Annotated in this window: 26 protein-coding genes and 7 tRNA genes; 21 read left to right on the top strand and 12 right to left on the bottom strand. The window is 55.5% G+C overall.

Features of this window, described 5'->3' with window-relative positions; genetic code table 11:
• Nucleotides 1-55 precede the first annotated feature (55 nt).
• Nucleotides 56-349 carry a DUF4193 domain-containing protein gene (locus BJP08_RS03975; RefSeq protein ID WP_071568366.1) on the top strand — a complete coding sequence of 98 codons (294 nt, stop codon included), beginning with the start codon at nt 56-58 and terminating at the stop codon, nt 347-349.
• Nucleotides 350-377: 28 nt separating this feature from the next.
• Here the strand turns inward: BJP08_RS03975 and BJP08_RS03970 are convergent, their stop codons facing one another.
• Complete coding sequence (locus tag BJP08_RS03970; RefSeq protein WP_071568365.1) at nt 378-884, bottom strand: DUF3093 domain-containing protein; 507 nt, start codon at nt 882-884, stop codon at nt 378-380.
• 98 nt (nt 885-982) lie between these two features.
• Between BJP08_RS03970 and dut the strand changes: the two genes are divergently transcribed.
• The 4 genes from dut to dxs all read left to right on the top strand — a co-directional run bounded on the left by dut (nt 983) and on the right by dxs (nt 5,665).
• Nucleotides 983-1,456: a dUTP diphosphatase gene (gene dut, locus BJP08_RS03965; protein WP_071568364.1), complete on the top strand. Its 474-nt coding sequence runs from the start codon at nt 983-985 to the stop codon at nt 1,454-1,456.
• Between the two features lie 84 nt (nt 1,457-1,540).
• Nucleotides 1,541-2,407 carry a DUF3710 domain-containing protein gene (locus BJP08_RS03960; protein WP_071568363.1) on the top strand — a complete coding sequence of 289 codons (867 nt, stop codon included), beginning with the start codon at nt 1,541-1,543 and terminating at the stop codon, nt 2,405-2,407.
• Complete coding sequence (locus BJP08_RS03955) at nt 2,407-3,660, top strand: class I SAM-dependent RNA methyltransferase (protein WP_071568362.1); 1,254 nt, start codon at nt 2,407-2,409, stop codon at nt 3,658-3,660. The genes BJP08_RS03960 and BJP08_RS03955 overlap by 1 nt, the downstream gene beginning before the upstream one ends.
• Before the next feature lie 73 nt (nt 3,661-3,733).
• A complete protein-coding gene (dxs, locus tag BJP08_RS03950) occupies nt 3,734-5,665 on the top strand; it encodes a 1-deoxy-D-xylulose-5-phosphate synthase (protein WP_071568361.1) in 1,932 nt (643 codons plus the stop codon).
• Nucleotides 5,666-5,670: 5 nt separating this feature from the next.
• On the opposite strand, the gene BJP08_RS03945 is transcribed toward dxs, so the two are convergent.
• Together BJP08_RS03945 and BJP08_RS03940 are read right to left on the bottom strand one after the other, a co-directional pair.
• Nucleotides 5,671-6,867 (bottom strand): HRDC domain-containing protein, encoded by a 1,197-nt coding sequence (locus BJP08_RS03945; RefSeq protein WP_071568360.1) that lies wholly within the window; start codon nt 6,865-6,867, stop codon nt 5,671-5,673.
• 17 nt (nt 6,868-6,884) lie between these two features.
• Nucleotides 6,885-7,460, bottom strand: coding sequence for a DUF3000 domain-containing protein (locus BJP08_RS03940; protein ID WP_369816395.1), 576 nt, complete (start codon nt 7,458-7,460; stop codon nt 6,885-6,887).
• Nucleotides 7,461-7,651: 191 nt separating this feature from the next.
• Between BJP08_RS03940 and hemQ the strand changes: the two genes are divergently transcribed.
• On the top strand, nt 7,652-8,353 hold the full coding sequence (gene hemQ / locus BJP08_RS03935) for a hydrogen peroxide-dependent heme synthase (RefSeq protein WP_071568358.1): 702 nt from the start codon (nt 7,652-7,654) through the stop codon (nt 8,351-8,353).
• A gap of 58 nt (nt 8,354-8,411) precedes the next feature.
• On the opposite strand, the gene msrB is transcribed toward hemQ, so the two are convergent.
• From msrB to BJP08_RS03890, 9 genes are all read right to left on the bottom strand, one after another.
• Entirely contained in the window at nt 8,412-8,831 is a 420-nt protein-coding gene (msrB, locus tag BJP08_RS03930) for a peptide-methionine (R)-S-oxide reductase MsrB (RefSeq protein WP_071568357.1), read from the bottom strand.
• A complete protein-coding gene (locus BJP08_RS03925) occupies nt 8,770-9,966 on the bottom strand; it encodes a glycosyltransferase family 87 protein (protein WP_255364752.1) in 1,197 nt (398 codons plus the stop codon). The genes msrB and BJP08_RS03925 overlap by 62 nt, the downstream gene beginning before the upstream one ends.
• A gap of 82 nt (nt 9,967-10,048) precedes the next feature.
• Nucleotides 10,049-10,735 carry a dihydrofolate reductase family protein gene (locus tag BJP08_RS03920; protein ID WP_071568355.1) on the bottom strand — a complete coding sequence of 229 codons (687 nt, stop codon included), beginning with the start codon at nt 10,733-10,735 and terminating at the stop codon, nt 10,049-10,051.
• A 39-nt stretch (nt 10,736-10,774) separates the two neighbouring features.
• Nucleotides 10,775-10,850: transfer RNA gene (locus tag BJP08_RS03915), tRNA-Gly, on the bottom strand.
• Between the two features lie 31 nt (nt 10,851-10,881).
• A tRNA-Val gene (locus BJP08_RS03910) sits at nt 10,882-10,953 on the bottom strand.
• 5 nt (nt 10,954-10,958) lie between these two features.
• A tRNA-Cys gene (locus tag BJP08_RS03905) sits at nt 10,959-11,032 on the bottom strand.
• 29 nt (nt 11,033-11,061) lie between these two features.
• A tRNA-Gly gene (locus BJP08_RS03900) sits at nt 11,062-11,137 on the bottom strand.
• 31 nt (nt 11,138-11,168) lie between these two features.
• A tRNA-Val gene (locus tag BJP08_RS03895) sits at nt 11,169-11,240 on the bottom strand.
• 18 nt (nt 11,241-11,258) lie between these two features.
• Nucleotides 11,259-11,334: transfer RNA gene (locus BJP08_RS03890), tRNA-Gly, on the bottom strand.
• 210 nt (nt 11,335-11,544) lie between these two features.
• Between BJP08_RS03890 and BJP08_RS03885 the strand changes: the two genes are divergently transcribed.
• The 15 genes from BJP08_RS03885 to yajC all read left to right on the top strand — a co-directional run bounded on the left by BJP08_RS03885 (nt 11,545) and on the right by yajC (nt 23,664).
• Nucleotides 11,545-11,616, top strand: a tRNA-Val gene (locus tag BJP08_RS03885).
• Between the two features lie 148 nt (nt 11,617-11,764).
• Entirely contained in the window at nt 11,765-12,337 is a 573-nt protein-coding gene (locus BJP08_RS03880; protein WP_071568354.1) for a copper resistance CopC family protein, read from the top strand.
• A gap of 54 nt (nt 12,338-12,391) precedes the next feature.
• Entirely contained in the window at nt 12,392-13,018 is a 627-nt protein-coding gene (locus tag BJP08_RS03875) for a copper chaperone PCu(A)C (RefSeq protein WP_083428415.1), read from the top strand.
• Nucleotides 13,019-13,033: 15 nt separating this feature from the next.
• Nucleotides 13,034-14,248 carry a Dyp-type peroxidase gene (locus tag BJP08_RS03870; RefSeq protein WP_071568352.1) on the top strand — a complete coding sequence of 405 codons (1,215 nt, stop codon included), beginning with the start codon at nt 13,034-13,036 and terminating at the stop codon, nt 14,246-14,248.
• Nucleotides 14,249-14,375: 127 nt separating this feature from the next.
• A complete protein-coding gene (gene thrS, locus BJP08_RS03865; protein ID WP_071568351.1) occupies nt 14,376-16,445 on the top strand; it encodes a threonine--tRNA ligase in 2,070 nt (689 codons plus the stop codon).
• A 20-nt stretch (nt 16,446-16,465) separates the two neighbouring features.
• Nucleotides 16,466-17,017: an HIT domain-containing protein gene (locus BJP08_RS03860; RefSeq protein WP_071568350.1), complete on the top strand. Its 552-nt coding sequence runs from the start codon at nt 16,466-16,468 to the stop codon at nt 17,015-17,017.
• A 4-nt stretch (nt 17,018-17,021) separates the two neighbouring features.
• Nucleotides 17,022-17,675 (top strand): phosphatidylinositol phosphate synthase, encoded by a 654-nt coding sequence (pgsA, locus tag BJP08_RS03855; protein WP_071568349.1) that lies wholly within the window; start codon nt 17,022-17,024, stop codon nt 17,673-17,675.
• Nucleotides 17,676-17,682: 7 nt separating this feature from the next.
• Nucleotides 17,683-18,579 carry a phosphatidylinositol mannoside acyltransferase gene (locus BJP08_RS03850; RefSeq protein ID WP_071568348.1) on the top strand — a complete coding sequence of 299 codons (897 nt, stop codon included), beginning with the start codon at nt 17,683-17,685 and terminating at the stop codon, nt 18,577-18,579.
• A gap of 7 nt (nt 18,580-18,586) precedes the next feature.
• Nucleotides 18,587-19,684: a glycosyltransferase family 4 protein gene (locus BJP08_RS03845; protein ID WP_071568347.1), complete on the top strand. Its 1,098-nt coding sequence runs from the start codon at nt 18,587-18,589 to the stop codon at nt 19,682-19,684.
• Entirely contained in the window at nt 19,681-20,133 is a 453-nt protein-coding gene (locus tag BJP08_RS03840) for a hypothetical protein (protein ID WP_071568346.1), read from the top strand. Before BJP08_RS03845 ends, BJP08_RS03840 begins: the two co-directional genes overlap by 4 nt.
• 103 nt (nt 20,134-20,236) lie before the next feature.
• Nucleotides 20,237-20,989 (top strand): YebC/PmpR family DNA-binding transcriptional regulator, encoded by a 753-nt coding sequence (locus BJP08_RS03835; protein ID WP_071568345.1) that lies wholly within the window; start codon nt 20,237-20,239, stop codon nt 20,987-20,989.
• 107 nt (nt 20,990-21,096) lie between these two features.
• The gene (gene ruvC, locus BJP08_RS03830; protein WP_143110004.1) at nt 21,097-21,627 is read left to right on the top strand and encodes a crossover junction endodeoxyribonuclease RuvC; all 531 of its coding nucleotides are present in this window, start codon (nt 21,097-21,099) and stop codon (nt 21,625-21,627) included.
• A gap of 3 nt (nt 21,628-21,630) precedes the next feature.
• Complete coding sequence (ruvA, locus tag BJP08_RS03825) at nt 21,631-22,242, top strand: Holliday junction branch migration protein RuvA (protein ID WP_071568343.1); 612 nt, start codon at nt 21,631-21,633, stop codon at nt 22,240-22,242.
• Nucleotides 22,243-22,251: 9 nt separating this feature from the next.
• Nucleotides 22,252-23,331 (top strand): Holliday junction branch migration DNA helicase RuvB, encoded by a 1,080-nt coding sequence (gene ruvB / locus BJP08_RS03820; protein ID WP_071568342.1) that lies wholly within the window; start codon nt 22,252-22,254, stop codon nt 23,329-23,331.
• 24 nt (nt 23,332-23,355) lie between these two features.
• A complete protein-coding gene (yajC, locus tag BJP08_RS03815; protein ID WP_071568341.1) occupies nt 23,356-23,664 on the top strand; it encodes a preprotein translocase subunit YajC in 309 nt (102 codons plus the stop codon).
• Nucleotides 23,665-23,776 lie beyond the last annotated feature (112 nt).

Genomic DNA, 23,776 nt, shown 5'->3' with positions numbered 1-23,776 from the left:
TCCAAAACGGGTCGCGGCTACGCTGAATTTCACTACCCCTGGAGGCACCACCACCATGGCGACCGATTATGATGCACCGCGTAAGCGCGCAGAGGATGAGCTTGAGACTGATTCCCTTGAAGGCCTGAAAGCCGCAGAGGTGGCTGGCAGCAGCATGGACGATGATGGCGAAATTGTGGAGCCGTTTGAACCGCCACTGCAGGATCTGTCAGGGGAGGAGCTCAACGTTGAGGTCAAGCCTCGCCAGGAAAATGAATTCACCTGCGCTTCGTGCTACCTGGTGCAGAAGAAGAACCGCCTGGCCTACGAAACTGAGGACGGGCAAAAGATTTGCCTCGACTGTGAATAAGGGCCAAAGTCGACGTCGAAGCAGCGCTCTAGGCAGGGCGCTGCTCTGGTAGGAAAACTCCGAGAACCTTTTCAGGTTCTTTTGCAGCAATAAGCCAATAAGGTGTTGGGTCCTGGGGGTCGTCCAAGACAAGCAAAATGTGCTCTTTTACCCAGCCGTGGGAGACCAGAAACGCTGCAGGGTCCAACTGACGCCCCAATGCATTGCGCTTTGCTGAAGCAGGTACGACCATAGATCTACTGACAACGTTGTTGGGTAGATTGGCGTCGTCAACTACTAGCCACCGTGTGCCATCGCTATCCTGCTCGACTGCGATCGTCGTTTTAGAAAGCCATGTCAGGAACCAGAATACGAGGCTTCCGATGACGAGGACGGGGATGATGAACCACCAAATATTCCTGTTCAGCTTAAGTTGGGCCCCGATGAGCAGGGTAAAAGCCAAGCCGATGATCCACCAATACCAAGGCACCCATTGACGCTCCCGGTACAAGACCTTGGAACTACTGGTTTTCGATGCGCTGTTGTTGTTTTCCATGCCCTCTTCAACTCGCCAAATCGATGTACTCCCCAACACGTTACTGAAACACTTTAGGCGATATGCCTAAGTGTGGACAATGTCCCGAAACTCCGCACATGACAGAATCCCGTAAGGTGTATGAAGTGACTTCACTTGAACCTATTTCAGTAAAGCTGCTCGATCCAGAAATGCCTCTGCCCCGGCGTGCACACGCTGGTGACGCTGGGGCAGATCTTTATGCCGCTGAGACCTGCACGCTTGCTCCTGGGGAGCGCGCGCTGATCGGTACGGGAATCGCTATCGCGCTTCCAATGGGCACTGTAGGGCTTATTCACCCGCGGTCAGGCCTCGCTGCGAAGTACGGTATTTCGATCGTGAACACCCCAGGCACGATCGATGCCCAATACCGCGGAGAGTTGAAGATTTGTCTTCTGAATACTGATCGTGAAACTCCCTTCACGGTCGAGCGTGGAATGCGGATTGCTCAACTTGTGGTCCAGAAAGTCGAGTTGGTCGAATTCGTCGAAGTTACAGATCTTGACGATACGCAGCGAGGCGCCCAAGGTTATGGGTCGACGGGACTCTCATAAGAGCGGCAACGAGATCCGTACTAGAGTAAACCGCAGTCGAGGAAACGTTTTAGCTACACAAATCCACACGGAAGGTGATCATCCATGGCATGGTGGCCATTTGGGAAAAAGAAGAAGGAACAACAGAAGGAGGCCTCTCCCGCAGTACAGCCGGAGGTAGCAGCCGACGATGTCCACGAGAGCACTGTTACAGGTGCAGAGTCACAGGTCGAGGAAGCAGCGGCCCCTGTCGAACCTGCACAGGCTCCATCGTCAAGTGGCACACTTACTGACTACGACCCAGTGAGCGGATCGACAGGTCCGTTTGACGGAGATAGTGTCGCCATTGAAGACTTTGACTTTTCGGACTTTTCCCAGGTGAACCTGAACCTTGGTTCGATGCAGATCCCACTGCCCAAGGATTCTCAGGTGCAGGTCGAGATGGGGGAAAACGGTCCCAAGATGGTCCACATTGTGACTCGGCATGGCCGGATCACACCTGTTGCGTTCGCTGCGCCACGAAACGGCGGTTTGTGGGCCGAATCTGCAGCAGAAATCGCTGAAGGCATGCGGAGCGAAGACATGCCAGTTACGTTTGAAGAGGGCCCGTGGGGCACCGAAATCGTAGGCACCGGGGCAAACGGCGTCATCCGAATCATTGGTGTAGAAGCGCCACGTTGGCTCTACCGTGTTACGCTGGCTGCCCCAACAGGTATGGAAGACGAGCTGGCAGAGCTCGGGCGCGAGGTCGTCGCTCGCAGCTTCGTCTACCGTGGACCAGATCCAATCTTGGCCGGCAACTCCTTGCCAGTCGTGTTGCCTGCACAGTTGGCTCGTCAGGTACAACAGGCGGTTCAGGAGCGTGCCGCTCAAGAGTCGCAGCAGAGTCCACAGGCCGGAAACCCAAATGCCCTGAGTGACGCGTTGAAGCAAATCATCGCGCAGAACAACGAAGCGAATAAAAACAATTGATGAGTGACCAACCAGTACTGAAACCGGGTGACAGCATTGAAGTAACTTTCCATGCTTTCGCTCATGGTGGGGAAGCGATTGCCAAAGCGCAAGATGGTCGCGTTGTCTTCGTGCAGGGCGCATTGCCGGGCGAAACAGCAACCGTCAAGCTGCTAAAAGTGAAGAAGCGTTGGGCCCGAGCCGAGTTGGTGCACCTCGAGACCACTTCACCAGATCGAGTGGAGGTTGAGTGTCCAGCAGCCAGGGCAGGTGCAGGTTGTTGCGATTTTTCCCATATGCGGTTGACTGCACAGCGGAAAGCAAAGCAAGAAGTGCTGGTTGGTCAGCTTGACAAAATCGCGGGGCCCTCGGGTGTACTCGATGGCGTCGATGTTTCCTCGGTGACCGTCGAAGCTCTAGAGCCGACTACGGGTTGGCGGACTCGTATCCGTCTTGGCACCGATACCCAAGGACGAGCTGGTTTCAGGAAAGCACGTTCTAATGAGGTCGTTTCCGAGCGTTGTACGCAAGCGATACCGGCATTGTTTGAAGGAATCGTTGGCGACGGAGCGCAGAGGTTCACTCCAGGATCTGAGGTCATCGTCGTTATAGATGCTCTTGGAAATCGTCACGTGGTTGAATCTCGCAAAGTCCAACGTGGACGGCGGGTTGAGCGCATTCACCGAACAGTTGAAGGTTCCGGCAATGTTGTCGAAATTGTTGGCAACGGCAGGTTTGAGTTCCCCGCGACCGCGTTTTGGCAAGCTCACAGCAATGCGGCTGTGGCCTATACGGAGCAGGTGCGTTCATGGGCAATAGCTGGACAACCGTATCAGCGGGCTGCCGGATGGGATCTATACGGCGGAGTTGGACTCTTTGTCCCTTCAATGTCTGAAGCGCTAGGCGGAGGACCGGTCACATCTGTTGATTATTCGAAGTCGGCGATGGCGCATCCCCAGCCGGCACTCGAATCGCTCGATGTCACCAAGGTAAACGCACGTGTTGAAACGGGGATTGCGTCGTTGCCTCCTGCGGGACTCGTTGTGCTTGATCCTCCACGAACCGGTGCAGGGGATGGAGTAGTACGAGACATCGCTGCGACGCGCCCGCAGCGGATCATCCATATTGGTTGTGACCCTGCGACCTTTGCTCGAGATTTAGCGAGCTGGGGAACTTACGGCTACCGCGTATCCGAGTTGAAAGCCATTGATGCGTTCCCGGGGACACACCACTTTGAAACCCTTGCCTGCCTGGAGCCTGTGCATCTCCAATAGGAATGGGGTGCAGGCTATACAGGGTGTAAACTGGCGTCAATTATTGCTTGTTCTAAAGGAGAAGTAGAGGACCGTGGGACTGATAGACGAACTCAATTCGCCAGCGGATTTAAAGACGTTGACGCCTGGGGAACTATCAGATCTTGCCGACGAAGTACGCCAGCTTTTGATTGAGAAAGTTTCAGCAACAGGTGGGCATTTGGGGCCAAACCTTGGCGTTGTGGAGCTTACTATTGCGCTGCATTATATTTTCGACTCGCCGACGGAACCAGTGGTCTTCGATACTTCCCACCAGTCGTATGTGCATAAGATATTGACTGGCCGTGCTCACCAGTTTGATACCTTGCGTCAAAAGGGCGGATTGTCCGGCTACACTTCGCGTTCGGAATCGGAGCATGACTGGACCGAGTCTTCGCATGCAAGCGCATCTCTATCAATCGCCGATGGATTGGCAAAAGCGAAGCACATCCAAGGCAAGGGCGATGAAAACGTCATTGCGGTTGTCGGGGATGGAGCGCTCACCGGTGGTATGTGCTGGGAAGCGCTCAACAACATTGCTGCTGCCGAGCGCAATGTCGTTATCGTTGTCAATGACAACGGTCGTTCGTATTCTCCGACGATTGGTGGTTTTGCGAATAACCTAACGCGTCTGCGTGATCAACTTGCGGCATTACGTATGAAGCCGGGCTATGACGATGTCATGGAGTCCGGCAAGAAGACGCTGAAATCGATGGGTTGGGTCGGCGAGCGGACCTTTGAGGCATTGCACGCGCTGAAAGAAGGCGTCAAAGCTCAAGTCATTCCGACGGAGATGTTCCCTGAGCTAGGAATGAAGTACGTAGGACCAGTAGAGGGCCACGATCTTACAGCTCTGCTTAGCGCTTTTGAGTACGCGAAAACCTACGAAGGCCCGCTGATCGTGCACGTTGTGACTGAAAAGGGGCATGGTTTTGCACCTGCGGTGAACAATGTTGCTGACCAGATGCACTCCACCGGAGCCATCGATCCTGTGACAGGGGAATCTCTGAAGAAATCGAAGCCGGGTTGGACTTCGATTTTCACGGAGGAGCTTCTCGACGCCGGTAGAACGAGGGAAGACATTGTTGCCATCACAGCTGCGATGGCAGGGCCCACCGGACTTGCGCCGTTTGCTGAAGAATTTCCGGAACGTTTTTTTGATGTCGGTATTGCGGAGCAGCACGCGATTGCTTCTGCTAGCGGGCTTGCGCTCGGGGGGCTGCATCCGGTTGTTGCCGTCTACTCGACCTTCTTGAATCGAGCGTTTGACCAGCTGTTGATGGATGCGGCGCTCATCAAACAGCCGATGACCGTTGTGCTGGATAGGGCAGGTGTGACCGGATCGGACGGGGCGAGCCATAACGGTGTGTGGGATATGGCACTAACGTCGATTATTCCGAACATTCGTGTCGCGGCTCCGCGTGACCCTCAGCGACTGCGGGAGCTTTTCAGGGAGGCGCTGAGCGTTCAAGACGGCCCAACCGTTGTCCGTTTTCCGAAGGGCAGTGTGGGTGAAGACGTGCCGGCACTCAAACGCCTGCCTGGCGGCGTAGATGTACTCTTCGAGTCCACATTGGATTGTGGAGAAGATGATGCAACTATTGATGTGCTGATTGTGGCCGTAGGTGTATTTGCGGAGTCTGCGCTGCGTGTTGCCAAGAATCTCGAGGCGGACAATGTCCGGGTGAGCGTTGTCGATCCTCGGTGGGTGATGCCGGTTTCTCCAGATGTCCTTGAGAGAGCTGTCGAGGCGGATCTCGTCGTCGTGTATGAAGACGGAATCATCCATGGCGGAGTTGGCTCAGCGGTCGCTGAGGCCCTCTCCTACGCTGAGATCGATACACCGTTGCGGCACATTGCGTTTCCTCAAGTTTTCCCAGAGCACGCTTCCCGTGAAGAGGTGTTTGAAGAGTACGGTATGGACGAGTCCTCGGCGACCGAAAAGATTCGTGGATGGCTCAAGGGGCTTGAGGACCGCGATCAATAAGGTACTTAGCGGCGTCGTTCCGGTTGCTCTGCTACGAAAATAGGCGCTAGGAAGTCAATCTGCCATTCACGCAGCCCCATCTTATGCAACAGTGGACGGGTGTATTCCATTGGCCAGTCGAGACGCTCGTGAAACGCTGTCCAGAGCGTTTTGTTCAGGACCTTGTTTGTCAAAACAAGATCCTTGCGGATCCCGAGGTACTCGGAGAGTTCTATGACGCGCTTGTTGATATTTTGACGGATACGCCAAGCGGTTTGATTGTGCTGTGTCCATTCCCACATACTCTTTGGAGTTGGTTGGCGCACTTGCTCCCTGAGGGAGGTCTCCAGTGGCGATATGAGCGCGTCATTGATGGTTTCCAACCAAAAATAGGGGAAGTCTGTTAAAGATTCTAATGAGCGGTTGAACTCCAAAAGCTCATTCACTGTCGTTGGACAATGCTTTGCCATCGGTACGAGTAGTTTTGTCGGGAGCACCAAACCCGGGGCAATGTCGTGGTCATAAGCAAAGCAGTCACGTGCGTCCCATAACCATTTGGTGAGGGTCAGTTCTAGATCCGACAACTTGTCTGAGAGATAAGGAGTATTAAGCCAAGAATGCTGCATTGCGTCGGGATCCGAACGGGTGTTGACAAGATGTGCGAATTCCTGGTTTGCATACTCCAGTTTGCCCTGCATATCGAGGAGATGCACTAACGCCTGTTCAAGGTGAGGCAGGTAGACAACGTCCTGTGCTGCGTAGTCGAGCATCGAGGGGGAAAGCGGTGTTTGCGACCAGTCAGCGTTGCCATGTTGTTTCGGCAGCGAGATCTGGCAGATATCCTCAACTAAAACTCCCAGGTTGCTCGCGCGATATCCAGCAAAACGAGCAGCGAGCTCAGTATCAAATATCGTGTACGGCCGTAGACCTAGCTGTGCGAGGCAGGGAAGGTCCTCTCTCGCTGCGTGAATCACCCATTCCTGGTTGTTACAGACTGGTGCGAAATAATGCTGGAATTCCTCCCTGTGGTGCTCAGGGGCAATGAGGAACGTCCCTGCATCTTTGCGATAGATCTGGACGAGGAAAGCTCGGTCGTCATAGCGGTATGCGCCAGCGCGCTCAGTATCAATACAGAACGGGCCGAGTCCGTTAGCGAGGCGATCAGCGACTCCAGCAAACTGGGAGGGCCGGTCCACAAAGGTGTAGGACAGATTTGTTTCCATGCGTAAACATACTAATGCTACGAAATGGTCCGCACACCTTCGGGTGGTAAGCCAGCCACCAAACTGAGAACATTCGCAAAAGCCTCAACGTGTGATGACAGGTCGAGGCCGTCGGCGGTCCAGGAGGCTCGCATTTCCAGCTGGTACGCGCGTGGAGGACCGCCAATCTCACCGAAGCGAACGGACGCCGTGGACGTGACGGTGCCGCCAAGGTTTGTGAACCCTGCGTTGTTTCCGTCTAGTGACTCGTTGAGCCACTGCCATGCGACATCTGGCAGGAGCGGATCAGCCGCGACGACGTCGTCCATATCTGCTTGGATGTAAGCGACGAGCCGCATAGAGCCTTCCCAGGCTTCTTCGGCATCGGGGGAATGAAGCAGGATCAGTCGCCCGAAGGCGTCGCCTTGGTCAGGTTTGGTCTGGATAACCTCGAGGCCTACGGCATGACTGTAGGGCGCTGGACGCTGGGGTGGTCGAATAGCGCCAATGGAGATTTCCGGGCGCAATTGAGCCCTATGCATTGATTCGACGGCAGCGGTGAACTCAGCTGGAGTCGACGCGCTCTCACTTTGGGAGGTGGTATCCGGGTTCATCACGTTCACCAAGCTAATAATGTTGGAGCTCATGGAGGGTGAGGCGCGCCGTATGTTGGAAGAATCGATTCGTTCCGCGTCTCGAAGTGTAGACTGAACTAGTACTTTCGTTGGAGGTATGTAGTATCTCGGTGGTTGGGGCATATTTTGTCACGACAGACGTACAGTGAATCGCTAAAGGAGAGTTTTAAATGGCGAAGCTTGATTACGAAAAGTTGAACGCAACCCAGCGCTACCTGCAGTATGCAGTCTTTCGCGCGATTCCCGGTGCATTGGGCACCGAACGCGACGACATCATCGCGGAGGCAGAAAAGTTCTTTGACCAGCTCAAGGAAGAAGGCAAGGTTGTCGTGCGTGGTATCTACGACAACACCGGGATCCGAGCTGATGCAGACTTCATGATCTGGTGGCACGCGGAAGAATTTGAGTACATCCAAGATGCGCTTGCACGATTCCGCCGTGACACTGCGTTCGGTCAGCTGTTGGAAGTTTCCTGGCTTGGTAACGGTATTCACCGCCCTGCGGAGTTCAACAAGTCCCACCTTCCGAGCTTCATCATGGGGGAGGAGCCGAAGGATTGGATCACGGTGTACCCATTTGTCCGCTCTTACGACTGGTACGTGATGGAAGCCGAGAAACGTCGCCGGATTCTGATGGAGCACGGCATGGCTGCTCGTGACTACGCAGATGTCCGCGCGAACACCGTCGAAGCATTCGTTCTCGGAGATTATGAATGGATGCTTTCGTTCGAGGCGGACACGCTAGAGCGCATTGAATCGCTTATGAAGACGATGCGCTACACAGAGGCGCGCCTCCACGTTCGTGAGGAAATCCCGTTCCAGACGGGTCGCCGCGTCGCGAGCATCGCCGACGTCATCAAGGTACTGCCGTAGCCGGTAGCTCGCGCCTGAACGAACTCCCTCAGCACCTCTGGGCGCTGGGGGAGTTGTTTTAGTTGGCGTTGTTAGAGTCGTCGAACTTCAGCGCGATCGAATTGATGCAGTAGCGCTGATCAGTCGGTGTATTGAATCCCTCGCCTTCAAATACGTGCCCAAGGTGTGAGCGGCATTGCGCACAGAGCACTTCAGTACGCTCCATTCCGAGGGAGTGATCCGCACGCTTGATGACGGCGGCTTCGCCCTCGGGGGCGTAGAACGCTGGCCAGCCGCAGTGGGCATCGAACTTGGTGCTGGAACGAAACAATTCCGCGCCGCAAGCGCGACAGACGTAGATGCCCTCTGCGAAGTGATCGGTGTACTCTCCAACGCCAGGTGCTTCAGTTCCTGCTTGCCGGAGTACGCGGAACTCTTCAGGGGTGAGGCGAGCTTTCCACTCCGCGTCCGTTATCTTCTGAAAACGATTCTCTGTCATGAGTGTTGTGTTCGCCTTTCTGTGCAATCAGCAGCGTGGTAAGCACCCAGGTCGCCGTTGTTACGATGAACAACGCCCACCCCAACGTGGGGAGGAACGTGGTGATCCACCTGCCGATAAGTGGGTTTTGAAGTGTTGTCCATTGTAGCGGTGCGAGGCAAAGCATAAGCCCGATCCAGGGACCGCTGGTGTGCATAGGGCTTCGTGGAGCTAGCACGGTAAACGCTGCAGGGAAAAGCATCATTGAGTAGTAGGCCTGGCCGAGTGAAGAGAGTAAGCACACTCCCGCGAGTAACACCGTGGAACTCATCGTGAGCCACAAGTACTCGTCTGACCATCGCCAGCGTGCGAGTCCAAGCACCGCGATTGCAACAGCGGTGCCAAAGACAATAAACAGTGCATCGTAGAACCGTGCTGGAAGCCCAAAATATGTCGTGAATCCGGCCAATGATGAATTTGCGTAGTCGCGGGTTATAGCCAGGTACGGGACGACCACGTCAATATAGTTGCGAGCGCCCGGAGTGAGCGGCCAAGCGACGAGGTTGAACAACACCGGAGTTACAACACTTGGCAGGACACAACGCCAGCATAACTGCATCAGTGGCAGCACAATCAAGGGAGCGAACATCGGCTTGACGAGGATCGCAACGCCCAGGCACATGCCGGCGAGCACAAAGCGCTTTTTGGTGTAGCTGTAGAGGAAAACAGTGAAGAGGAACAGCAAAACACCATTGATGTTGGAAAAAACGAGGGTGTTGACAACCGATTCAGTGCAGAAGCTCAGCGCAATGCTGATGGGCAATAGCGGGTGGGTAAGCGACTTGCCGCTGAGTCTCGTAAGGAGCGCAAGCGCTACAAGTATGGCGGCTGCGTTCGCAAGAATAAAAAGTGAGCGGATGAGCGTGGCGTCACTAAACAGTCCCAAGGGGGAGAGCAGCAGCGTTGCTCCAGGATTGTAAAGATAGTGAGGGTCGACGTGATGGTACACCTCGTTGTAGACGGGGACGCGCTCGACAAAGCGCCGGGTGGCTGCCCACACGGTGGTGAAGTCGTCAGTCTGGGAGCCCTGCCTTGCAAGAACAGCAACGCGGTGGATGATGAGCAGAAGCGCCAGTGGCCAGGTGGCTCGATTCATTAAGTGTAGGGTCATGCCCGAACTCCGATTCGATGCAAGAGCGGGACTTGTCCAAAAAGAATGCACGCCCATACTGTACCGTTTAAGCACCGACGTCAGTGGCTTTTTTGCGGTAGCGGCAAAACAGAGTGCCGTCGGAGTCAGCGAGCGCGGATTCTAGCTTAAAGCGTTTGGTCCAAGGGGTATCCGACTCCAGCTTAAGTCCGAAGGTGGCATCACAGCTCGACACGGTAGGTGTGATGGTGAGGTGGATAACGTCGATAAGATCTTCCGATAGCAGACTCGCATACAGACTGGGACCACCTTCACAACTCACCCGAGTGAACCCTAAATCTTTGAGAGCACTAATCAGGGTGTGTGGTTTTGTGTCGGGAACCTCGATCACGTGGGCGCCTGCCTTACGTAGATTGGTGATGCGATTTTGGCGAAGCGACGAGATGTGAGCGGTGCGGTCGGTGAAGATAATTGGTGCAGTGCCAAAAAAGACTGCTGAAGTGAGGTCTAGCTCTAGTGAGTGGGAGACGATCGCAAGTTGCGAGTTAGTCTTCCCGTAATGCTCCATGCGAACAGTCCCTGCGGTGACCAATACAACGTCGGACCAATCACGGAGTGTACCCAAGAGTTGGGAGTCGTTGTCGTTGCCAAGGGCGCTGGATGTGCCGTCCCTGGAAAAGGCTCCAAATAAGGACGTGATCATGATCGCGCGAACTTCGAATGGCAGCGGGGTAGGAGGGCCGAGGGCTTCGCGGAGCGAGAAAGAGCTTGACATGGCTGAAAAGTGTAGCCCACGCACAGTGCGCGGGCTAAGTGGAGCGGATGACGAGACTCGAACTCGCGACCCTCACCTTGGCAAGGTGATGCGCTACCAACTGCGCTACATCCGCATGCACATTTTGAAAGAGCTGTGCCGCTCTGTGCGCGATACTGGGATCGAACCAGTGACCCCTACCGTGTCGAGGTAGTGCTCTACCGCTGAGCTAATCGCGCGAGGTTGGAGGTGGATACGGGAATCGAACCCGTGTACACGGTTTTGCAGACCGTTGCCTAACCACTCGACCAATCCACCGTGGGTACCTCCGAAGTACTGAAAGTACTTGGAGCGGATGACGAGACTCGAACTCGCGACCCTCACCTTGGCAAGGTGATGCGCTACCAACTGCGCTACATCCGCATGCACATTTTGAAAGAGCTGTGCCGCTCTGTGCGCGATACTGGGATCGAACCAGTGACCCCTACCGTGTCGAGGTAGTGCTCTACCGCTGAGCTAATCGCGCGGAGTGTGCTAAGACACTTGGAGCGGATGACGAGACTCGAACTCGCGACCCTCACCTTGGCAAGGTGATGCGCTACCAACTGCGCTACATCCGCATGCTCTTCGGAAGCTTAGCCTCCGTTGTGCGAGAACAAACATTATCGGGTGGCTTTAAGTTTTTCAAATCGCCAGGATATGGGCGGTCTCTGGACGTGTAGTGGGCGAGACAGTCGGCGCAGTCATGTTGTTTTGGCGCAGGACGCGAAACTGACACTGTCCTGCGGATTCGTCGCAGTAGGGCTGGGGGTGTAAAGTAGTTCGCGTCCGGTCCTATGGCTCAGTGGAAGAGCGTTCCGTTCACACCGGAAAGGTCGCTGGTTCGATCCCAGCTAGGACCACTCAATGCCCGCGGTAGCGGGCATTTTGTCTTTTCTCCTCTGCCGAGGCTTAAGCCTGTAAGCTCGGTACATCCGGGAACTAAACCGAAGTTCGTTACGACTAATGTTGTACTGGTTTCTGTCGGCTGATTTTGCAGGAGGGTTCGTAATGGCCAAAGCATGGCGAAAGGCGCTGCAAGCGACGCTGATCGCTCTTGGCGCCGTAAGCGCAGCTTCAGCTTTGGCGGGAACGGCTGAAGCGCATGACGCTGTAATTGGTGGAGACCCTGCAAATGGGTCTGTTGTTACGGACTTTCCGGGTGTCTTGACGCTTGAGTTTTCAGGGCAGCCGCAGGATGGTTTTAACACGTTCGCGCTGTCTCGGGTGTCCGACAACGAGATTCTATTCACGGGGGAACCAACGCTTGACGGCCGTTTCGTGTCCTTGGAGCTTCCTGGAGCAGTGCACGCCGCTGCTGATGAGGTTCCCGGTGAGTATCGAATTGGGTTCCAGATCGTTTCATCAGATGGGCACGCTACGAAAGGAATGACGACGTTTACCTACATGCCCGAGGGGGCGGAAGTTGTCGGCGAAGGTGATTCGTATTCTGGTACGGAAAACCAAGAAAACGGTTCCTCTTTCACCTCGGCAACCTGGGTAGGCGTGGGTGCATGTGTCTTATTGGTGGGTGCAGTCTCGGCAGTCTTCTTGTTGCGCCGCGGTAAATCAGAACGAGAATAAACCAGTAGTTTCCACACAGCTTGAACGCTTGAACAACTTATAGGGAGAATGATGATGAATATCCGAATCGCAGCAGCTTCCGCTCTCGGAATTGCTGCCTTCACTGTGGCCGCCTGTTCGCCGTCGCAGGAGAACCCGTCGACTGCGACGCCAAGTGCTGCTGAGACGACGACCGTCGCTTCCAGCACCACCACTCCTGTAGACAGTGAAAAACTCCAGGGCGATGGCGATATCCGCGTTGAATCTGCGGCCATCCGTGCCAAAGCTGAGGCAAGCGCGGAAGACGGCAAATCCATGACTGGATTCTTCGGCACGTTGCACAACGTGTCGGATAAGGACATCCATATCGTTGGGTTCTCCACGTCACTTGGTGACGCCACCTACGAAATCCACGAGGTCGTAGACGGAGTCATGCGTGAGAAGGAAGGTGGCGTCGAGATCCCCGCCGGGGGGACTTACGAGCTCAAGCCTGGCGGAGATCACTTCATGATTATGGACTTTGAACCTGCAATTCCTGCAGGCGATGTGGTCGACGTGATGCTCGAGTTCGCCGACGGAACTACGGAAGACATTCCTGGCGTCGCAGTACGTTCGATGCTTCCCGGTGATGAAGACTACGGTGAGCATGGAGAGCTTCAGGGCCACCAGCATGGTTCCATGCAAGAAGGTCATAATCACTAAATGAAGGATCGTCGAATGTCTGTCAACCGCCGTCATTTTCTCGCCGGGACGCTGGGTGTTGCCGCCGCTGGCGCGGCCGCATCGTGCGCAGATCAAGGCGATGCTGCGGGGAGTGCTCAGCAAGAACCTGCGCCAGATCTTGCAACCGCGCTAGTCCCGTTCGACGGCGCACATCAGGCAGGCATTTCGACGCCCCAACAGGCCTCATTGAACCTGATTGGGTTCAATTTTAAAGATGGCGTCGATAAGCCTGCGATTGCGCGTTTGATGCGGTTGTGGACTGAGGACGCCAGAGCGTTGACTGCCGGCGAGAACCCGCTGGCAAGCCTTGAACCGGAAATGACGGAACACCCTGCGAACCTCACCATCACGGTAGGACTGGGCGAGAAGTTTTTCGATATTGCTGCCCCCGCGCAAAAGCCAGCCTGGTTGCACGAAATACCGACCCTTTCGCGCGACCGACTTGGCCCGGAATGGGGCCAGACCGACCTGGTTCTTCAAATTTGTTCGGATGATCCTCTGATGTGTGCCTGGGCAATGCGTCATATGGTGCGGGCGGGCGTCGATTATGTATCCATTGCGTGGGTCCAGCAGGGGTTCATGAATAATCCCGCGGTTCATCGCGAGGGCACTACGCCGCGCAACCTCTTCGGGCAGATCGACGGAACAGTCAATCCACATACTGATGAGGAATACGATGAGCAAGTATGGGCCGACGGTCCCGCAGGTTTTGAAGGTGGGACTTCGATGGTGGTTCGTCGTATAGCGATGAACCTTGACACTTGGGAAATGCTCGACCGGACATCTCGTGAAGAGGCCGTCGGGCGTCGGCTGGATAACGGCGCGCCTCTATCAGGGGGCGAAGAGTTTACCCCGGTAGACTTGGAAGCTCGGGACGAGTATGGGTTGCCCAGGGTGGACAGAAACTCGCATGTCGCTCGGTCTATGGCACCTGAAGGGCACCCCGAACAGAAGTTCAAGCGACGCCCATACAACTACAACCTCCCACCAGAACCAGGTCAGGACCAGCTTTCCAATGCAGGGCTCGTCTTCATAGCCTTCCAGGAAAACCCAGATACACAGTTCACCCCGGTGCTCGAACGGCTCGATGAGGCGGATCGTCTCAACGAGTGGATCACGCATATCGGCTCTGCGGTGTACTGGATCCCGCCGGGTACACAGCTGGAAGATGGATCGCTGGGTTATTGGGCCGAGTCACTACTTGCGTAGTGGAAGCGGTATGATTTTTGCCATGTTTGCCGTCCTGAGTTTTTAAGGCTCCGGCGAGCTAGTACGAATCCAGCTGGGTGCGTCCAGGTATGACGTACCCCAACGAAGCGCAAAGGAGCGCACGAACATGACGAATAACGACCAAACTCACAACGCAGGTCAGGCCTTCACAGTCCCGGCAAACACTCCTGCCGGTGTCGCGATGCGTGAGCTTGCGCTGCCGAACAAGGGGCCGGAGGCGATTGTCTGTGTGCAATCTGCGGCCGGAGAACTCAAAGATCTGTCATTCACTCCGGATGTGGATACCACCGTCACACCTGTTGCTGCGAACACTGAGTTGGGCAGGTCTGTGATTCGCCACTCGTGTGCTCACGTGTTGGCGCAGGCTGTACAAATTGAGTTCCCAGGGACGAAGCTGGGCATCGGCCCAGCTATCGATGGTGGATTCTATTACGACTTCGATGCGGCAGAACCGTTTACTCCTGAAGACTTAAAGCTTCTTGAGCGTCGTATGAAAAAGATCATCAAGCAGGGGCAGAAGTTCGTTCGTGGGGTCTACCCAACAGCAGAGGCAGCGGCAGAGGATCTTGCCGACGAGCCGTACAAGCTGGAGCTCGTACAGGACAAGGGAAACGTTGATCCTGACTCGGATGAAGCGACCGAGGTTGGCCATGGTGAGCTCACCCACTACGACAACGTGAATCCTCGGACGAACGAGGTTGAGTGGCGTGACCTGTGCCGCGGACCGCACGTTCCTACTACGAAGTACATCCCGGCGTTCGCGCTGACTCGTTCATCAGCTGCATATTGGCGTGGCAACCAAAACAACGCGGGTCTGCAACGCATTTACGGTACGGCTTGGGAGTCAAAGGAAAAGCTCGATGAGCACATGCTGATGCTCGCTGAGGCGGAGAAGCGTGACCACCGCCGGTTGGGCAATGAGCTTGACCTGTTTTCCTTCCCGGAGGAAGTTGGGTCCGGCCTGCCAGTGTTCCACCCGGACGGCGGAATCATCCGTATGGTGATGGAAGAGCACTCCCGTCAGCGTCACCTCGAGGCAGGCTACTCCTTCGTCAACACACCACACTTGACTAAGGGCGAGCTGTTTGAAAAATCCGGCCACTTGGACTGGTATGCGGATGGCATGTACCCGCCGATGCAGCTCGACGGTGAAACTGACGACGAAGGCAATGTGACCAAGCAGGCGGTGGACTACTACGTCAAGCCGATGAACTGCCCGATGCACAATCTTATTTTCGACTCACGTGGTCGTTCTTATCGTGAGCTGCCGCTGCGACTCTTCGAGTTCGGTACCGTCTACCGCTATGAAAAGTCCGGTGTGGTCCACGGGCTGACGCGCGCTCGCGGGTTCACCCAGGACGATGCGCACATTTACTGCACTGAGGAACAACTTGAGGACGAGCTGACGAGCGTACTGGAGTTCATCATCTCATTGCTCAGGGACTACGGCCTCGATGATTTCTACTTGGAGCTGTCCACCAAGGATCCCGAAAAATACATCGGTGACGATGAGATCTGGGAGCGTTCCACGAGCATCCTCGAATCAGTTGCTACGAAATCTGGGCTCGAGCTCGTACCGGACCCAGCTGGCGCAGCTTTCTACGGCCCGAAGATTTCGGTTCAGGCGCGCGACGCGATCGGGCGTACCTGGCAGATGTCGACCGTGCAGCTGGACTTCAACTTGCCAGAGCGGTTCGACCTCGAATACACCGCTCCTGACGGAAGTAAGAAGCGCCCAGTGATGATCCACCGTGCACTATTCGGATCGATCGAGCGGTTCTTTGGCGTGCTGCTCGAGCATTATGCTGGCGCATTCCCAGCGTGGCTCGCACCTCACCAGGTTGTAGGTATCCCTGTCGCTGACGATTTCGCTGGACACCTCGATGGCGTCATCCAGCAGCTGCGGGCGCGTGGGATTCGCGCTGAGGTCGACCACTCGGACGACCGGATGCAGAAGAAGATCAGGACGCACACCACTCACAAGGTGCCGTTCATGTTGCTGGCCGGTGCTCGCGATGTAGAAGCGAACGCGGTGAGCTTCCGCTTCCTCGACGGTACTCAGATCAACGGCGTCGGTGTTGATGAAGCCGTTGCGTTGATCACCAACTGGGTCAACGAGAAGTTCAATGAGCACCCAACAAAAGAGTTGGTGGAACAGCGCCAGGGCGCGCACTAGAAGGGGAGAGGCGCTCAAACATGTATGAGGACATCGGAGTAGGTACTCCAGACAGACTTCAGCGTCTTTGGGCGCCGTACCGTTCGAAGTACATCGCGTCAACGCCACGCGATGAGAAGGGGTCATCTGATCCCTTCGTCCAGATCCCTTTGATGGATGATAAAGATGGCCTCATTGTGGCGAGGGGAAAGACTGTCTATGCAGTCCTCAACCTTTACCCGTACAATGCTGGGCACATTTTGGTGGTGCCTTACCGCAAGGTGGCAGAGCTCGAAGCGCTTACACCAGACGAGTCTGCAGAGCTGATGCAGTTTCTTACACTCGCGGTAAAAACCCTTAAAGCTGTTTCGAACCCTGAAGCAATTAACGTCGGACTGAATCTCGGCCGTGCTTCTGGCGGTTCGATTGGTGACCACTTGCACATGCATGTGGTGCCACGCTGGGCCGGTGACTCAAATTTCATGACGATAATTAACGGCACGAAGGTGCTTCCGCAACTGTTACGAGACACGCGAGAGCTGCTTGCCGAAGGTTGGAGAAAAGTAGCTGCCGAGCAAACCGGGGAGGAGTAAGTAGATGCTTAGCGTACATGGGCGTAAACCTGCAGCCGTTGTTGTGGAGCCACTGGCAGCCACGCTCCTCAAGGTGGGGTTGACTCCGAATTGGACGACGCTCGGGGGCACGTTGCTTACCGTTCTGGTCGCGATCGTGCTCATACCAACTGACCACCTCGTCTGGGCGGCTATTTTGAGTGGTCTTTTTGCGGCGTTCGACATGGTCGACGGGACAATGGCGCGTCTTCGCGGCGGAGGGACCGCGTTCGGAGCCACGCTTGACGCGAGTTGCGACAGGATTACCGACGGTGCGCTCTTCGGCGCCATCGCGTTCTGGCTCGTGTACGTCGATCAAGCCTCCCCAGCGCACGTTGCTGTATGTCTTGCAGTTCTCGTGTTTTCGCAGGTGATCAGTTATGTGAAGGCGCGTGCAGAGGCTGGTGGCATCAAGATCGTAGGCGGGCTTGTTGAGCGGCCAGAGCGCCTGCTCATCGGGCTTGTCGCGTTGGGGCTGGAAGGATTTGGGGTGCCATACGCAATTGAATGCGGTCTCTGGCTGCTGTTCTTCGGTTCGGCCTATACCGTTGCACAGCGCCTTGTTATCGCGGCCAAGGATCCTGCGGCGAAACGACGGATCGCAGCGCCGGCAGGGGCAAAGACCTTCGACGCCAGTTAGGACCGCGATGCGCATACAAACATTGAAGAATGAGTGCGTCTTTCGTTGCTACTGGCTGGGGTGGAAGCTGCTGTCCCTACTGCCGTACCCGCTGACGTACCGCTTGATGATGCTGTTCGCAGACGTTTATACACGTAGCGGCAAGCAGCCTGAGCAGCTCAGGAAGAACCTTTCGCGTGTGGTCGGGCCCGAGAACGTCACGCGTTCGCTAGTGAGAAACTCAATGCGGTCTTACATGCGGTATTGGCTTGAGGTTTTCTGTTTGCAGAAAGTTGTTTCCGACGAAGGCTTTTACGAAAATTACGCCGCTTCGATACAGGGGATTGCACACCTGGATGCAGCGATTGAGCGCGGTGGGGGCGTAATTCTCGCCCTTCCTCATTCAGGAAACTGGGATTTAGCAGGCGCATGGTTAGCTCATCGGTACGGTCGATTTTCTACGGTCGCCGAACGCCTCAAACCAGAAAAGCTGTACGAAGCATTTGTAGATTTTCGGCAGGGTTTGGGTGTCGACGTCATTCCCTCTAAGGGGGCGTCGAAACCACCGTTAGAGTTGCTCGAAGATGTCCTTGATACGGGAGGGGTTGTCTGTTTGCTCGCGGATCGGGACCTCGGTGGACACGGGGTGCCCGTTGACTTTTTCGGCGAGCGGACGACGATGCCTGCCGGCGTGGCAGTCTTAGCGGAGCGAACTGGCGCGACCTTGCTTGGAGTCCACAGCGCTTATGAAGGCCCTGGCAGCGCAAATGGTTGGGTAACTCGTGTTTCTGCACCGATTATCGCAGACTCGGTTGCCGGCAGAGTAGAGCAGCTTGCGACTTGGTTCGAGCGATGCATCGCGGACTATCCCGAAGATTGGCATGTGCTCCAACCGTTTTGGATTGCGGACCGAAAGAGAAAGTAGGGCAGGAGTGAAAGTCGGCATCGTATGTCCGTATTCCTTTGACGAACCTGGTGGTGTTCAAGCACATATCCTTGACCTCGCGCAGGCGCTCCTGCAGCAAGGGCACGAAGTTGAAGTCCTTGGCCCTGCTCGTGAAGACGCGCCACTACCTACGTTTGTGAAGAAGGGTGGACGTTCGATCCCTATCCCTTACAACGGTTCTGTCGCTCGCCTGTCGTTCGGCAGGAAAGTTATAAAGAACACTCGCGCGTTCGTACGTGACGGCAACTTCGATGTGTTGCATATTCACGAGCCAAATTCTCCGAGCTATTCACTTGCAGCTCTCGTGCTGGCTTCGGGACCGATCGTGGCAACCTACCATACATCCACGACGGGATCTCGGGCGCTACGGGTAGCGTTGCCTTTTTTGCGCAAGTATTTGGAGAAGATCCGCGGAGGAATTGCGGTCAGTGAGCTTGCTCGTCGATGGCAGGTCGAGCAAATTGGCGTCGATCCAATTGTTATTCCAAATGGGGTCGATACTCGGAAGTTCGTGGTGGCTCGACAACCTGCGCGTGAGAACAGTGAAGAACCAGTTCGGGTTGCTTTCTTGGGGCGTATCGACGAGCCTCGGAAAGGACTACCACTGCTCCTTGAAGCGTTCTCCAATCTCAAAGGGCGAGTCGAGCTCACCGTCATTGGTGGAGGTGAGCCGAAAGAAATCCCAGGTGTGAATTTCGTTGGTCGTGTGAGCGAAGTAGAGAAGGCCAGGCTTCTTGGGGCCGCGGATATCTTCGTTGCGCCGAATACTGGCGGCGAATCATTCGGCATTGTTCTGGTAGAGGCAATGGCTGCTGGATGTGCGGTAGTCGCCAGTGATCTCGAGGCATTTTCGTTGGTGTGTGATGCTGAGGACCCTGAGCCAGCAGGAATCCTTTTTCCATCTGGCAATGTTACCGAACTTACGAAAGCATTACAGGCGTTGGTCGATGACCCAGATGCACGTTTGGAATTGGGGAGGCGCGGACAGCGCCGAGCAGCACAGTACGATTGGTCGACTGTCACCGCGCAGATCCTGGCAGTGTACGAAGCTGTATCCGTCGGTGAAAAGGTGACGCTCGCATGATAACTACTGCGTTGGCATTACTTGCTGCTTTTATAACCTTGCTGCTTGCCTGGGCTTATTTTACGGCGCAACGATTGCATCGCCTCCACATCCGGCTTGATCGCTCCCGTGACGCATTAGAGGCTGCCTTAAATCAACGTTGTGCAGTCATCGCGGTGCTGCATCCGGACTTTCGTGATGAATGCAGGGGCGTCGAATCGCTGCGATTGACACCAACCGAGGTGGAACCTCGTCTGCGCGCTGAACAAGACCTGCGCAAGCGCGTTGGGGAGCAAGCGGGGGATGCTTCCAACGACATAGATGCTGTGGATACTCGGGTAGCAATCGCGTTGAGATTTTACAACGATGCTGTGAGTGATGTCCGCTCGCTACGCTTGCGGCCAGCGGTGCGCCTACTGCGTTTGGGCGGCACAGCCGCACTGCCTGCATATGCCTCTCTCTCGCTATAGCGCCGCGGAAAAGTTGCGGTTCTGCAGCTCAGGTGGTTCAGGCGTATAGTAGGTTGACGTTCAATTACTGCTGGTTAATACAATTTAAGCGAAGGGATACCGGATGTCTGGCCACTCAAAGTGGGCTACTACTAAGCATAAGAAAGCCGCTAACGACGCAAAGCGCTCCAAACTTTGGGCGAAAATGATCAAGGACATCGAGGTGGCAGCACGGACTGGCGGCGGGGACCCGGCTGCGAATCCGACGCTCGATGACATGATCAAGAAGGCGAAGAAGGCATCTGTGCCTAATGACAACATCGAGCGCGCACGTAAGCGTGGTTCGGGTGAAGAAGCCGGTGGATCTAACTGGGAATCGGTGATGTACGAGGGCTATGGCCCCAACGGCGTCGCCCTGTTGATTGAGTGTTTGACGGATAACCGTAACCGCGCAGCGACTGAAGTTCGCACCGCGATGACGAGGAACGGTGGCAACCTAGGCGAAACCGGTTCTGTCGGCTATATGTTTAACCGAGTCGGCGTCGTCACGGTTGCAAAGAATGACCTTACTGAGGACGATGTTTTAATGGCTGTGCTTGATGCAGGCGCAGAAGAGGTCAAAGACCTTGGTGAGGAATTCGAGGTTACGTGCCAGCCGACAGATCTCTCAGCTGTACGAGAAGCACTCGTCGAAGCTGGAATCCAGGTAGAAGGCTCGGAGCAGGACTTCCGCGCCGACGTAGAAGTTGAGCTGGATGTTGCCGGTGCGGAGAAGAACCTCAAGCTCATCGATGCCCTCGAAGACTCCGATGACGTTCAGAATGTCTTCTCTAATATGTCTATTTCGGACGAGGTAGCTGCGCAGCTCGATCTGTAAGCGTTCAGCTTCGGTTTTGACCACCATTCGTTGCGACGAGTGGTGGTTCTTTTCGAAACTATGGTAGAACATATGTGCCAGTACAGTCTGCGGTGAAAGGACACGTGGTGAACCTTCAAGGTTTACGGGTAATGGGGATTGACCCGGGGTTGACTCGCTGTGGACTTTCGGTTGTACAGGCCGGGCGAGGCCGTCAGGTCATTCCAATCGCGGTTGGAGTCGCTCGTACTCCTTCCGATGTGGACCTCACCGAGCGCCTTCTGCGCATTTCGCGGTCCGTGTCTGAGTGGATGGACGAGTACAAGCCTGATGTTGTTGCGATGGAGCGAATTTTCGAACGCAGTAACGTCTCAACCGTGATGCACACCGCACATGCGGTGGGGGTGATGGTCCTCGCTGCGGCCGAACGCGACATCCCTGTGCACATGTATACCCCATCGGAAGTGAAGAAGTCTGTGTCCGGTAACGGTCGGGCTGATAAGAAACAGATGACTACGATGATTACACGTATCCTTGGCCTGAGTGAGCCACCGAAACCGGCGGACGCAGCCGACGCGCTGGCGATCGCAGTGTGTCATTGCTGGCGCGCGCCACTACTTGCAAGAGCTTCCGCCTACGAAACACTCAGAAAGAGCTAGAACATGATTGACTCCCTCCACGGTGAAGTACTTTCGATCGGCCTCGATCATGCTGTCATTGGTTGCGGAGGTGTTGGGTACCGATTCTTAGCGACGCCACCAACCCTTGGCCGTCTCACTCGTGGGGAGCACGCGGATGTTGTCACGGCCCTTGTAGTTCGTGATGACGGCATGACGTTGTTTGGGTTCGCAGACGAGGACTCGAGAACAATGTTTCACAAACTTCAGACGGTCAGCGGTTTAGGGCCAAAACTTGCGATGGCTTCGTTGGCTGTCTTTCAAGCAGGGGAATTGGCGGAGCTCATTGCGTCTGGAGATGCAAAAAAGATTCAAACGATCCCTGGCGTCGGTAAGAAGATGGCGGAGCGAATAGTGCTGGAGCTGAAGGACAAGGTCGTCGGCCTGTTTGAAATGGGCGGCGAGTCAAACCAGGGCTCGAGTGCGCCAGTTTCTTCGACCTCAGGAGTTAGCGAACAGATCGTAGAGGCTTTGATTGGGCTCGGTTTTACCGAACGTGGTGTGCGGTCGGTGGTTGAGTCGTTGGTCGCGGATCAGCCGGATACGGACCCATCAAGCCTGCTGCGTGCAGCGCTGAGAACGCTATCGAAGAAGTAAGTTGCAAGTATGTCTGACGTTGAAAAAACTGTATTTCAGTTGCCCAATGACCTTTCGCGCCCCGATGGGGCACCTGTCAGTGCCAATGCGCACAACGACGAGCATGATATCGAACGCTCTCTCAGGCCGAAGTCGCTTGACGAATTCATTGGTCAACCGAAGGTGCGCGAACAGCTCAGCCTTGTTCTTGCGGGGGCGAGCCAGCGAAACGTTACGCCTGACCACATCCTGTTGTCGGGGCCTCCTGGATTGGGGAAGACAACGATGGCGATGATTATTGCGCAGGAGCTCGGGACGTCTCTGCGCATGACGTCAGGCCCAGCTCTTGAGCGAGCAGGTGACCTCGCCGCGATGTTGTCGAACCTCATGGAGGGCGATGTACTCTTTATCGATGAGATTCACCGCATTGCGCGACCAGCGGAAGAAATGCTGTACATGGCGATGGAGGACTTTCGCATTGATGTAATTGTTGGAAAAGGCCCTGGCGCAACATCAATTCCGCTGGAAATCCCACCGTTTACCCTGGTGGGAGCAACGACTCGCGCAGGTATGCTCACGGGGCCATTGCGGGACCGATTCGGGTTTACAGCGCAAATGGAATTTTATGAGGTGTCGGATCTCCGCCACGTCGTGGAGCGGGCCGCGAAGATTCTGCACGTTGAGATTGATCGGGATGCAGCAGTCGAAATCGCGTCCCGTTCACGTGGCACACCGCGTATTGCCAATCGCCTGTTGCGACGAGTTCGCGATTGGGCGGATGTACACGGCAGCGGAAGGATAGACATTCAAGCAGCCCGCTCAGCGTTGGAAGTTTTCGATGTTGATGAATTGGGGCTTGACAGGCTTGATAGAGCCGTCCTGAATTCATTGATTCGAGGTCACGGTGGCGGGCCCGTTGGCGTCAACACTCTTGCGATTGCTGTGGGCGAGGAGCCTTCTACCGTTGAGGAAGTGTGCGAGCCCTACCTCGTTCGAGCCGGGCTGATGGCACGGACCGGAAGAGGCCGCGTCGCGACGGCGACAGCATGGCAGCACCTTGGAATTGATCCGCCACCAGATGCGCTTGGGCAGGTGGGCGTTTCTTCGTAGTGGTCAGTATGCCAAGATGGAGCTATGGAATTTATCCTTATTTTGCTCGTCCTATTGGTGTTCATGCTGCCGTCTATGTTAATGATGCGGAGCCAGAAGAAGCGTCAACAGCAGGTCCAGGAAATGCAGTCGTCGATCCGGCCTGGTGACCACGTTGTAACGGTATCTGGCCTCCACGGCAATGTCGTTGCTGTAGATGACACGTCGCTACGTATTGAAATCGCGCCTGGAGTCGAAATTCGAATGGAGACCGCTGGAATCATGAAGCGCGAAGCAACTGAGAGCGTTGTCGAAGAATCGCTGCAGGACGATGTAGAACAGCGTCCAGAGTAGGTCGTGCGTTAGGCGGACCTACATAGGCGACCTGTCTTTACCGCTATGGCTATTAATGACGTACGATAAACCGATGTGCACCACACCCCGCTTTCCCAAAAAGTTTGGGCGA

Origin of the sequence: Corynebacterium sp. NML140438, from assembly GCF_001875725.1 — a bacterium.
Lineage (GTDB): Bacteria > Actinomycetota > Actinomycetes > Mycobacteriales > Mycobacteriaceae > Corynebacterium.
The sequence above is the reverse complement of the archived record's forward strand: the minus strand, read 5'-3'. Positions and strand labels throughout refer to the sequence as shown.